This window comes from Vibrio qinghaiensis (assembly GCF_002257545.1).
GTDB lineage: Bacteria > Pseudomonadota > Gammaproteobacteria > Enterobacterales > Vibrionaceae > Vibrio > Vibrio ordalii.
The window spans coordinates 2,674,780-2,687,619 of record NZ_CP022741.1; the positions used below are offsets into that span (position 1 = coordinate 2,674,780).

Annotated in this window: 11 protein-coding genes; all 11 read right to left on the bottom strand. The window is 37.9% G+C overall.

Annotated features, from left to right (window positions below; all coding sequences use genetic code 11):
- Position 1: 1 nt before the first annotated feature.
- The 11 genes from CCZ37_RS12425 to rfbA all read right to left on the bottom strand — a co-directional run bounded on the left by CCZ37_RS12425 (position 2) and on the right by rfbA (position 12,830).
- Positions 2 to 1,564 carry a glycosyltransferase gene (locus CCZ37_RS12425; RefSeq protein WP_157729205.1) on the bottom strand — a complete coding sequence of 521 codons (1,563 nt, stop codon included), beginning with the start codon at positions 1,562 to 1,564 and terminating at the stop codon, positions 2 to 4.
- The gene (locus CCZ37_RS12430) at positions 1,557 to 3,869 is read right to left on the bottom strand and encodes a glycosyltransferase (RefSeq protein ID WP_094500672.1); all 2,313 of its coding nucleotides are present in this window, start codon (positions 3,867 to 3,869) and stop codon (positions 1,557 to 1,559) included. The genes CCZ37_RS12425 and CCZ37_RS12430 overlap by 8 nt, the downstream gene beginning before the upstream one ends.
- Positions 3,853 to 4,602, bottom strand: a complete 750-nt coding sequence (locus CCZ37_RS12435; protein ID WP_017043777.1) for an ABC transporter ATP-binding protein — start codon at positions 4,600 to 4,602, stop codon at positions 3,853 to 3,855. Before CCZ37_RS12435 ends, CCZ37_RS12430 begins: the two co-directional genes overlap by 17 nt.
- Positions 4,599 to 5,381, bottom strand: coding sequence for an ABC transporter permease (locus CCZ37_RS12440; protein WP_017043778.1), 783 nt, complete (start codon positions 5,379 to 5,381; stop codon positions 4,599 to 4,601). The genes CCZ37_RS12435 and CCZ37_RS12440 overlap by 4 nt, the downstream gene beginning before the upstream one ends.
- Before the next feature lie 49 nt (positions 5,382 to 5,430).
- Positions 5,431 to 6,513, bottom strand: coding sequence for a DegT/DnrJ/EryC1/StrS family aminotransferase (locus tag CCZ37_RS12445; protein ID WP_017043779.1), 1,083 nt, complete (start codon positions 6,511 to 6,513; stop codon positions 5,431 to 5,433).
- A gap of 8 nt (positions 6,514 to 6,521) precedes the next feature.
- A complete protein-coding gene (gmd, locus tag CCZ37_RS12450; RefSeq protein WP_094500673.1) occupies positions 6,522 to 7,643 on the bottom strand; it encodes a GDP-mannose 4,6-dehydratase in 1,122 nt (373 codons plus the stop codon).
- A gap of 2 nt (positions 7,644 to 7,645) precedes the next feature.
- Positions 7,646 to 9,034, bottom strand: a complete 1,389-nt coding sequence (locus CCZ37_RS12455) for a phosphohexomutase domain-containing protein (RefSeq protein WP_094500674.1) — start codon at positions 9,032 to 9,034, stop codon at positions 7,646 to 7,648.
- Positions 9,035 to 9,036: 2 nt separating this feature from the next.
- A complete protein-coding gene (locus tag CCZ37_RS12460) occupies positions 9,037 to 10,434 on the bottom strand; it encodes a mannose-1-phosphate guanylyltransferase/mannose-6-phosphate isomerase (protein ID WP_094500675.1) in 1,398 nt (465 codons plus the stop codon).
- Positions 10,435 to 10,514: 80 nt separating this feature from the next.
- Entirely contained in the window at positions 10,515 to 11,066 is a 552-nt protein-coding gene (gene rfbC / locus CCZ37_RS12465) for a dTDP-4-dehydrorhamnose 3,5-epimerase (protein ID WP_094500676.1), read from the bottom strand.
- 1 nt (position 11,067) lies between these two features.
- A complete protein-coding gene (gene rfbD, locus CCZ37_RS12470; RefSeq protein WP_094500677.1) occupies positions 11,068 to 11,955 on the bottom strand; it encodes a dTDP-4-dehydrorhamnose reductase in 888 nt (295 codons plus the stop codon).
- Positions 11,952 to 12,830, bottom strand: coding sequence for a glucose-1-phosphate thymidylyltransferase RfbA (gene rfbA, locus CCZ37_RS12475; protein ID WP_094500678.1), 879 nt, complete (start codon positions 12,828 to 12,830; stop codon positions 11,952 to 11,954). Before rfbA ends, rfbD begins: the two co-directional genes overlap by 4 nt.
- Positions 12,831 to 12,840 lie beyond the last annotated feature (10 nt).

Genomic DNA, 12,840 nt, shown 5'->3' on the forward strand with positions numbered 1-12,840 from the left:
ATTACCGCTCAATCGATTTAATATATTCATTAGCTACTATATCCCAAGTTCTACGCTTGAAGTTCTCATATAGCGGCTCCTGTAACTCTAATGCAAGATCTCGATTATTTATCACCCAGCTAACACAATCAACAATACTCGCAATTGATGTTGGTTCAAAAAACATATTTGGATAATCATCGTACTCTTTAACTATCTCTTTTACCATTGGGATTCTACTCATTACAGAAGGTGTACCAACCGAGTACGCTTCAGAGAAGGTAAAAGGAAATCCTCCCTCAAATAAGGTCGGATTTACATGACAAATAGCATGCTTATTTAGGGCTGCTAAGACTTTCGTTGGCACATCCGTTAGTGAAATAACATCACAATGTAACCCGTTAGAATCAATAAAATCAGCGATTATGTCATCATCATATACCCTACCTGTAAGGACGAGTTTAATAGGGATAAATCTTTCTCGCAAAATTATTTTATACGCTTTCAGCAATGCTAGGATGTTTTTATGTGGTCGACACTGAGATGCATAAAGAATATAGTCACAATCGTGCAATGGGAATCCATTTAGATAATCATCAGACTCATAATATTCTTTGATGTAACTTTTTAGTATTTCTTCTGAAGAGGTTCCCGTCAAAAGATTAGACATATCAACATGCCCGTGCTGTATTACATCAACATCAGTTGAAGCTACTCCAAACCTTTTGCATATATGATTATTCTTGACGTATTCACTGTAACATATGAACTTATCAGCAGTAGCCATAGTGTTTTCAACTCGGTCTAGTGCTTTTATCCAATATTCATCACGAAATTCAACGGGAAAATCATAAAACACAATATCAGGTACAGTAACTACTTTTCGCCCCTGCAAATATTTAATTTCAGGCCAAAACAACGTCGGAACAAACCAATTTTCTATATCCTGCCTGCTATTTAATTTCTGAGCTAGTTTAAAAAGTTCTTGATCTCGTATACGTTCAAAAATCTTTTGCACCAACTTATCATTTTTAATATCTTTTCCATTTGATTTATAGCGAGCTAAAAGACTAAGAACAGTAGAGTGGTACCTTCTAGTTATCCTTTTAACCCCCTTCATGCCGATGAATAATAGTATAGCAGTAATAAAGACTGGCATTAATAGTATACCGAGAATAGCTGAGATGCTTATTATTAAAGCACTAATAGTAATCAACTTATTAAATGACCATCCTCCAGATATAATATTAAAAAATTCATTAGCTAATCTAAACTTGACTGGAAGAAATTTAACTTTAATCCTAGAAAAAAAACCGAACTTTCGTTCCCTTAATTTCTCTCGAATCCGAAATATTAAGGGAATGTAATCAGTAGTAATGATTTCAATATTATCTAAATCAATATCGTGCTCGTAAATTAGCTCTAGAAAGGTATCCTCATACCATTTTGGCATTGCTATAGGAATTCTGCTATGAGTGTTATTATTGATAACACCTTTAAGAATAAAAGTAAGCAATCGCCCTAAACCTTGGTCATTTAGTTTTTGTTCTGGCGCGTACCCTAAATAAATCCCAAACTTAGCCAAAAAGCACCTCCTTAAATGCATTAGAAAAATCTTGAAGGCCAATATTTCTTACTACTTTTTTATCAATTGAGTTAGTAGGTTCATCCATTACTAATTGCTCCATATATTTAAGTCTTTTAGCGAAAGATGAAATCGTTCGTTCTTCAATATATACAACATTCAGATCATAAATTCTATCCATCTCAACTATCTGAGGGTACTTACTGGATAAGCAAGGCACACCTAACTCTTTTGCTTCCAAGAGACAGAATGTCCCATTGTCAAACTCGCAACTATGTAATAAAAAATCACTACAATTTAAGATCGATGCATAACGTTCTTTTGTTAACTCTCCCATTAGTCTAATGGATGATTTAGTTAGTTCAGACAGAGAGTGATATGTACTTGTTACTTTAGCTAAGTGGTGCTTATCATTTTTATCAATGCGACTATCAAACCTATTAGTATCAACACCCGTTATAACAAGATCTAATTGTCCATCTAGGCATTCTTTATAGTAACTAAATGCTTTCAATGTTAACTCTTGATTTTTATGAGGACCGCTATTTGTAGTCCAGATAATATATTTATTTTCTGATTCAATTTTTTTATCTTTAGGGTTGTCTACTAAATATTTTTTGATAGACTGGTAACACATCGGTGCAATGCTAATTTTATTTCTATTGACTCCAGCGTAACTATTTATATCCTTAGCTGTATGCTCTGTTGTTACAATAACTCTATTGGAATTTCTGACTGTATACATATAGCCAATCTGGGCTTCTTTTATTCCATGATACAGGCCGGGTATATATCTTTGTATATAATCAAAAACTAGTACACTATAGGGCTTGATTGGCGCTAAAGGAGGAGATAAGCGATCTGATACAACTAACCAATGATCGCAATCTTGTAAATATCCTAGGCCATCATCAGGGAGTGAATATCTTTGTGATTTTGCAATAATTTTACTACTATAGCCGCTAAGTCTTCGTATATTTTCTACTTCGCTATGACTAACTTCCAACCAATTTGTAACTCTTATTTCAACTCCTTCAGATCGTATTGACTCTAGCAGATCTTCACTATAATCATGCCCATGAGGTATCGAAAAGACAATCCTTGTTATAAATATACCTTTCTCCGATAGTTTAAATATATTCTGAATTGTTGATATACAAGCATTTAAAGTTCCGCCAGAATAAGCTATTGGTAATATAACAGCAATTGTTCTAAACTTTTTATTTTTTCCATCAACCCCTAAAAGTTCGAAGTTATTCTTCCACTGATTAAGGATTTCATAAGGATCAAATTCCTCAAGTAATATTTGTTGAGATTTTTTGACTTCACGAATGAATTCTTTATCTCCGCTTAAGATTCTTTCAATTTTTTCTTGAGCTTCCTCATAACTACTGCATGCACCAGGAAGCTTTGAATTAGCGATTTCTCCAAGTAATCCACCTTGCATGTAGATTAACGGTTGTCCTGCTATAATAGCTTCGATGGGATGATAATGAAGATGTCTTTTCTCATTAGAATGGTAAAACATTACACTACTTGACAGTATATGTTGATTCAATTCCGATCTAGAAATAAAACCTAAAACTCTTTCATCATCAACAGCGATAGGCTGTGCGCCACCAATAATCCATGGATAGCCAGAAAAATATTTCTTCATCTCTTCATAAATAACCCCATAGTAAGCTGGTGAGCTATTTATTCTCGGACATACAGTAAAAAGTTGATTTTTTTCTCCGTTCCACTTATTAGATAAATCACTAACTAATTCTTTAGGTAATGATAGTTTGAAAGTTAGAGCTTTTTCCTTAAATAAACCAGTCTCAACAACTGATAGATTAGAATAAGCTTGAGCAAAGACAAACCTTTGTTCAATTTTGCATAGTTCACTATAAAGTTCAGGTTCATTTTCCTGAAGTATTCCCGTATAAGTAGCTTCACCAGCTAGACCAAAAACTCTTAAAAAGACAAAGCCTAAAAAACTAGATACAACATGCTTAAGTTGCTCTGGAAAAAAACCACAAAAAACTAAGTCAAACTCATCATTTGCTATATCTTCTACACCAGTAAGCCCATGATTATAAAAATCTTGTTGATTTAATCTTTCTAATTTATCGGCATCTAAGGTCAATGATTTATCATAAATGTATGTTACGTCAGCAGATCTATTAGCCTCATTTTCTGGTATGATCTTAGGTACGAAGATTTCACATCCCATACTTTGTAACAAGGGTACCTCAAAGTCTCGTAATGTCGTGTGGTTTAACAACCACATGACTCTAATTGGTTTTTTACGTTGCAATTCCATTTATTTCCTTATATTCCAAAATAGCACTATCTATTGGACCATCAAATACAATCTCTCCTTTATGAAATACTATACCTCTAGTACAAATATCCTTTAGTGATGAAAAGTCATGCGATGCCAATACCAATATTTTCGCCTGTTCAATTAGTTCAGTTATACGTCTCTTTGCCTTAGCCATAAAATTAGCATCACCGGCGCCAATAACTTCATCTAAAAGAAGTATATCTCCACCAACTGCTGTAGAAATAGCAAAGGCTAATCTAACTTGCATTCCCGCTGAGTATGTTTTAATTGGGTAATCAATAAACTCCCCAATACTTGCAAAGTCTACTATCTCTTGCTCTTTTTCTCTCATGAACTTAGGAGACAGGCCTAATAATAGCCCTCTATATAGAATATTCTCCCGCCCTGTTGCATCAGGTTCAAAACCAAGGCTAAGATCAAATAAGGAGCGAATCTGTCCCTTAACTATTAGCTCACCACTAGAAGTCGGGTATAAACCAGCAACGGTTTTTAAAAATGTACTTTTTCCTGCGCCGTTATGACCTAATAAACCAACTCTTTCACCATCACTTATCTCTAAACTAATATTTTTTAGAGCATGTACATCAACCACATTTTCTTTTTTATTTCCACTGATAACACTTGACAACAATGATTTGATCGATCTTTCTTTATACGATGATGAAGCATAATGCAGATTAATATTTTTAAGAAGAATTTTGTTACTCATAGGTAGAAGATCACTTTTCGTTCTGCTTTACGGCCTATTAACCAAGCAAATATATAAAGAATTAGAGCGGTTAATAGACAAAAAGAATAATTCTGATAAGTTGGGAATTCCCCTCTTAAGAGGGGAGCCCTAAATAATTCCAAAACGTGGTAAACAGGATTATTATCAACCAGTATATCTAACCCACCATTTCTAAACATTCTTTCTTCGAAATAAACGGGTGATATAAACCAGATTGACTGCATAACTAAGGCCATTATGTGAGGAACATCTCTAAATCTAACACCAATATATGCCAACAACGTTGCTAAAGGCCACCCAATCAACGCTATTATTGGAAATGCAGTTAAAGTTGCTAACCACGAAATATTTATATTTTCCGGTAAAACAACAGCTGTCCATGCATATAAAGATAGACTTGCTAACATAAGAACCATTATATTGCTAAATATACCTCTTAAGGTATATATAGCTAATGGGTGATTACATTGCTTTATATATGCATCTGCCTGAACAAATGCTAGTGACCCTCCCGCAGTACAAGAAATAACAAAATCCCAAACAATTATTCCAGATAATATATAGGGAGCATATGTGACAATATCTGTATTGAACATTTTGCTAAACACAACAGATATTAATAATGTTAGACCAAGTGGCTGTATAAATGACCACAATACCCCAAAAAAAGACCTACGCCATCTAGACCTTAAATCAGAAAAAGCCAGATGTTGCCAAAAATATCTAGCTTCCCATATACCTTTTAAATATGAATTCATATGAAACCTTTCAATCACTAACCGCCACTGAAGCGGCTAGCAAACTAGCCTACTTAAAGAAATTTCTGATTAGAGAGCAAATATAAAGAACATTCTCCTGCGTTAGATCAGGGAAACTTGGTAGATTAAAACCGCAATCTCCTAGCATCGTTGCCACTTTAAAGTATTCATCGGAAAAAACATGAGGCATAGTGTTTACAGGCGGGAAGAGTGGTCGAGTATCCACTCCTTCACATTTCAAACTGTCTCGTAATCCGTTCCGTATTTCTTTATTTTCAGCAAGAACTGAACACATCCAGTATGAGTGTGTTAAATCACAATTTACTTCCTGTAATTTTAAAGGTAAACCTACCAAACCTTCGCTATACCATAGTGCAATAGTTTTCTTTTTCTTTAAAATTTCGTCAGCTCTTTCTAACTGAGCTAAGCCAATCGCTGCACATAAGTTGGTCATACGATAATTATAAGCTATTGCATCATGCCAATATTCTCGAGTTTTTGAGACACCTTGACTCTTCAAATGACATGCTTTGTCATAGCTTTTCTCTGTTTTGCAAACTACCATACCACCTTCACCAGTAGTGATGGTTTTATTGCCAAAGAAACTAAAGGTAGCTACATCTCCAAATGTACCTACGTGTCTTCCTTTGTAGTAAGTTCCAAATGCTTCTGCACAATCTTCAATTAAAAGCAAATTGTATTCAGAGCAGATATTATCAAGAGCATCCATATCACAAGCTAACCCGTACAAATGGACAGCCATAATTGCTTTAGTTTTTGGTGTTATTTTTTTAATTACGTTAACAGGATCTATATTCCAAGTACTTTCTAAAGAATCTACATACACTGGTTTTGCACCAGTTTGTACAATCGTATTTACAGATGCAACATAAGTAAATGCAGGTACAATTACTTCATCACCTTCACCTATACCAAGAGCTTCCATCGCTAAATGTAGCGCAACTGTGCCATTGCTTACTGTAGTACAATGCTCGGCTCCAATGTATTTACCAAATGCAGCTTCAAACTTATTAATATATTCTCCGCGAGAAGATATCCACGTAGTTTCAACACAGTCAGCTACATATTTAGCTTCATTTCCAAGTAGACTTGGCTTATATATTGGTATCATATTTTAAATCACTCTACCGAAACACTTACATCAAAACCACTATCTTTTAGTAGTGCATGTTGTTTAGCAAGACTATAGTCATGCTTTACCATTTCCGAACACATTTCTTGTACCGTAATTTCTGGAATCCACCCGAGTTGCTCTTTCGCTTTTGTAGGGTCTCCTAGTAGAGTTTCTACTTCTGCCGGACGGAAGTAGCGAGGATCAACTCGAACTATCACATCACCGATGGCTACAGATTTCGCAAGATCCCCTGTAACTGCTTTAACGACTGCTATTTCATTAACCCCTTCGCCAGAAAACTCAAGTTCAATACCCAATTCTTGGGCTGACATTCGTACAAACTCTCTAACCGAAATTTGTTTACCTGTTGCAATTACAAAATCTTCAGCAATTTCTTGTTGCAGCATCATCCATTGCATTCTGACATAATCTTTAGCATGGCCCCAATCACGAAGCGCATCCATATTGCCTAGATACAAACACTTTTCTATGCCTTGTGAAATATTTGCAATACCACGTGTGATTTTTCTAGTAACAAATGTTTCACCACGTCTTGGGGATTCATGGTTAAACAAAATACCATTACATGCATACATACCATATGATTCGCGATAGTTTACAACGATCCAATATGCATACATTTTTGCAACAGCGTATGGTGAGCGGGGGTGAAATGGCGTTGTTTCACGCTGCGGGATTTCTTGTACTTCACCATAAAGTTCTGATGTCGATGCTTGATAAAACTTAGTTTTCTTTTCCATCCCTAGAAAACGAATAGCTTCAAGAAGTCGAAGTGTTCCTACGGCATCCACATCTGCAGTATATTCAGGGCTTTCGAATGAGACCGCAACATGCGATTGAGCGCCTAAATTATAGACTTCATCTGGTTGAACTTCATGTAGAATTCGAGTCAAGTTGGAGGTGTCAGTTAAATCACCATAATGAAGTTTAATATTGACATTTTCTTCATGCGGATCTTGATACAAATGATCAATTCTTTGTGTATTAAATTGAGATGAACGACGTTTAATACCATGAACTTCATAACCTTTTTCAAGTAGAAACTCAGCTAAATACGATCCGTCTTGACCGGTAATCCCCGTAATGAGTGCAATCTTTTTTGACATATCTATTTTTCCATTCCGATTATTATTTCTGTTATTTCACTGATTCTTATATTCATAAGATCAGCATTATTTTTTGACTCTACATTTAACCTTAATAAAGGTTCCGTATTAGATGACCTCAAGTTAAATCTCCAGTCTTCAAATTCAAAAGAAATCCCATCCGTTCTATCTACAACTAGGGCGCTAGAGCTATATTTATTTTTTATTTTGTCAATTATGAAGTCTGTGCAGTTTACCTTAAAATTAATTTCACCAGAGCAAGGGAATCGGCGAAGTCTTCCATTCAAAATTTCGCTAATTCCTTTACCTTTAAGAGATAATAATTCCGCGACCAACAACCAAGGAATCATACCAGAATCACAATATGCGAAATCGCGAAAATAATGATGAGCGCTCATTTCACCACCGTAGATAGCATCTTCTTTGCGCATGCGCTCTTTTATAAAGGCATGACCCGTTTTAGACATAACAGGAATGCCACCAGCTTGACTTACAACATCAATGGTATTCCAGCTTAAGCGTGGATCATGAATGATTTTAGCACCTTGCTCTTTTTGTAAGAATGCCTCAGCCAATAAGCCTACGATGTAGTAACCTTCAATAAAATCGCCATTTTCATCAAATAGGAAGCAGCGGTCAAAATCACCATCAAAGGCAATCCCCATATCAGCCTTGTGTTCCTTTACTGCATTTGCGGTATCAGCACGGCATTCTGGCAACAATGGGTTAGGAATACCATTTGGGAAATTACCATCTTCTTCATGGTGCACTTTGATAATTTCTAATGGGATACTTAATTCAACAAAACGTTTTTCCAACTCATCAATCACGTGGCCAGCGGCTCCATTACCCGAATTGATGACCAGCTTCATTGGCTTTATGTTTACTGGCGTAATATAGCCCATTAAGTGATCTACATATTCTTGAAGTAAAGATATCTTTTTGTAGCTACCTTTCACTTCAACGTCTACAAACTCATTCTTTTCAGCCAAAGCTTGAATTTCGCGTAAACCAGTATCGCCACTAATAGGTTTAGAACCTTCACGAACCAGCTTCATACCGTTGTAGTCCATTGGGTTGTGACTTGCGGTTACTTCAATACCACCATCAACACCAAGGTGGAAGGTCGCAAAATAGATCTCTTCGGTACCAGTAACGCCGATATCAATCACATTAACACCAGCATCTATTAAACCATTAGCTAACGCCTTTTTTAGCTCTTCACTGGTTAAGCGAACATCACCACCTACAACAACTGTTTTATCTGTGTCATTTTCGCTTTTTAAAAACTGTCCATATGCGCGGCCAATTCTGTATGAAATGTCGTTATCGAGTTCAGTACCTAATTGCCCACGAATATCATAAGCTTTAAAACACGTTAATTCTTTCATGATTATTTATCCTCGAAACGTACTACATCATCTTCGTTTAGGTATGAACCGGATTGAATTTCAATCAGTTCTAATGGAATTTTTCCTGGGTTTTCAATCATGTGGTTCATTCCAACTGGAATATACAGTGATTGGTTTTCGGTAATGACTTTCACTGAATTATCAAAAGTTACTTTTGCCGTACCAGACACAACCACCCAGTGTTCAGCTCTATGAAAATGCATCTGTAGTGACTGTTTTTTACCTGGTTCAACCGTAATGCGGTTTACTTTATAGCGCTCACCTTTATCTATCGCATCTGATTTACCCCAAGGGCGATAGCTTTCACGGTGCTCTCTATACTCAGCACGGTTCTCTGCTTTCAGATGCTCGACAATTTTCTTTACTTCTTGGACCTGATTTTTGTCTGCAACTAGCACAGCATCTTTAGTCTCTACTATTACGATATCTTTCAAACCAACAGCAGCTACTAGTTTATTTGGCGCGTAGATGTAGCAGTCAGAAGTACCATTTAAAATGGCATCACCTTGACATACATTACCGTATTCATCTTTATCAGATACTTCCCACAAAGCAGACCAAGAACCGACATCACTCCAACCGGCATCCATAGGAACAACCACACCGAGCTTAGTATGCTCCATTACTGCGTAGTCGACGGAATCATCAGGACATTGGAGGAATGCATCTACTCCAACTCGAATAAAGTCAAAATCATGAGTTATACCTTCCATTGCAAGTTCACATTGTCGGTAAATGTCTGGCGAATGTTGTTTGAGTTCCTTAAGAAAAACCGAGGCTTTAAACATAAAGCAGCCACTGTTCCAGTAGTACTCACCGCTGGCTAAATATTGTTCAGCGACTTCCAACTGAGGCTTTTCGACAAATGCATTGATACTATAAGTTCCGGATGCAACTTCTTCACCACGATGAATATAGCCATATCCTGTTTCAGGGGCCATAGGAACAATACCAAAAGTAGCGAGCTTACCAGCCTCTGCTTGATGTGCAGCCTGAATAATTGCCGATTGAAATGCTGCTTTATTTTTTACAAAATGATCGGCAGCTAAAACAAGTAATATAGGATCATCGCCCTGCTGTATTGCTGTCAAAGCAGCCAAAGCTATAGCTGGAGCTGTATTTCTTCCTGCAGGTTCAAGAATAATTCGCGACTTTTTTCCATAACTACGGATTTGTTCAGCAACTATAAAACGGTGATCTTCATTTGAAATAATGATTGGCTCAGCGACTTGCAAGCCATCCAAGCGCTCTATAGTTGATTGCAGCATTGTGAGTGAATGTTGATTGTCAAGTGACAAAAACTGCTTAGGAAAAGCAGAGCGAGAGAGAGGCCAAAGCCTTGAGCCTGAACCACCAGCCATAATGACAGGAATAAACATATTTTCCTCAAGTTTCAATTATAAATTTTTATTGTGCAAGTAACCAAATAGATAATTTTTATACCACCCAACTTTTTATATTATAAATACAAGGCACCCTTAAACAGAACGCCATTTTTATCTTTTTCTGACATAATCATGAGGCCAGATTCAGCTATAGGCCACTCTATCTGAACCTCTGAATCGTTCCACAATATAGAACGTTCAACTTTAGGGTTATAATAATCAGTACATTTATAAACAAACTCCGCGTCATCACTGGTCACATAAAAACCGTGCGCAAACCCTTCAGGAATCCAAAGTTGTCGCTTGTTTTCGGCAGATAGATATACACCAACCCATTGTCCAAACGTTGATGAGTCTTTACGAATATCCACCGCAACATCAAACACTTCACCAGCTATAACTCTGACTAACTTTCCTTGAGTGTTTTCTGTTTGGTAGTGTAAGCCTCTTAAAATGCCTTTCTTCGATTTCGAGTGGTTGTCTTGCACAAATTGGGTTGGCTTACCTGTTACCAGTTCTTCAAAACGCTGTTGGTTCCAAGTTTCCATAAAGAAACCGCGTTCATCACCAAACACGGTCGGCTCAATGATTTTGACATCAGGAATGTCTGTCGCTATCACTTTCATTTTATACACTCTTATAATCGATGAGATGGTTCAATGCCGCCCGCCAATCACTGGCAGTAAGACCAAAGTGTTGATGGATTTTCTGGGTATCTAACCTTGAGTTAGCTGGTCTCTTAGCCGGAGTCGGGTACTCTTGGGTGGTTATCGCATTGACTTGAAAGGGTTTATTTAATAATCCTTGTTCACGGGCTTTATCAAAAATGGCACAAGCAAAATCATACCAACTGACATGGGGTGTCCCTGAAAAATGGTACACACCAAAGGCCGTCGAATTCCCTTCAACAATCGCTTTCGCCATCATCAGTAACGCATTAGCAATATCTCCCGCATAGGTCGGGCCACCATACTGGTCTGACACAACACCTAATGCATCGCGTGTTTGTGCCAAACGGAGCATGGTTTTCACAAAGTTATTGCCATGCTCACCAAACACCCAAGCCGTGCGAAAGATAATGTGCCTAGGGCAAGCCTGTGCAACCGCGATTTCTCCCGCTAATTTGCTTTTGCCATAAACCCCTTGAGGCGAGGTAGGGTCATTTTCCATATACGCATTCGGTTTGTCACCAGCAAACACATAGTCAGTAGAGACATGCAGTATCGCAGCTCCAACGTTATGCGCCATTTGGGCAAGGTAATGAGGGCCATCACGGTTAACCGCATAGGAAAGTTCAACCTCTTGCTCCGCTCTGTCAACCGCGGTATGCGCCGCAGCATTGATGATGATATTTGGTTTGAACTCGTTTACCACCGAATTGACGTGACACGGATTGGTAATATCCAGTTGATCACGATCTACCGCTAAAAACTCAACATCGACCATGGCATTGAGCTGCTGGGTTAAGCAATAACCTACTTGTCCATGACTGCCCGTCACTAAAACACGCATCATGAATGGAATTCCTCTTTAGCTAATCCCGCCAAATATTGACCATAGTCATTTTTAAACATAGGTTTGGCGCACTCAAGGAGTTGCCCTGAAGAGAGCCAGCCATTTCGCCACGCAATCTCTTCTAAACACGCTATCTTCAAGCCTTGAATATGCTGCACGGTTTCAACAAAAGAAGAGGCTTCATGCAGGCTTTCATGGGTACCCGTATCTAACCAGGCAAACCCACGACCAAGCAGCTCCACATTGAGTGAACCATCGTTTAAGTACATCTCGTTTAACGTGGTGATTTCTAATTCACCACGCGCTGACGGTTTGACCTGTTTGGCAAGCGCCACTACTCGGTTGTCATAAAAATATAGCCCAGTGACGGCATAGTTTGACTTGGGCTTAAGAGGCTTTTCTTCGATTGAGATAGCGCGCATCTGCTCATCAAACTCCACCACACCAAAGCGCTCTGGGTCTTTGACTTGATAACCAAACACGGTCGCACCGTGCTCACGAGACGCCGCATGGCGCAGAGTTTTACTAAACGATTGTCCATAGAAAATGTTATCACCTAACACCAAGCAGACAGAATCCTTACCGATGAACTCTTCACCGATCAGAAAAGCTTGTGCGAGGCCATCTGGGCTTGGTTGAAGCTCGTATTGCAGATGAATACCGAAGTCACTGCCATCCCCCAATAAGCGTTTAAAGCTTTCGTTATCTTCCGGAGTGGTGATAATCAGAATATCGCGAATCCCCGCCAACATTAATGTCGAAAGTGGATAGTAGATCATCGGCTTGTCGTAAATGGGAAGAAGTTGTTTTGATACACCACGAGTAATGGGGTAAAGACGAGTGCCAGAGCCACCCGCTAAGATAATACCTTTCATGAAATCGCCA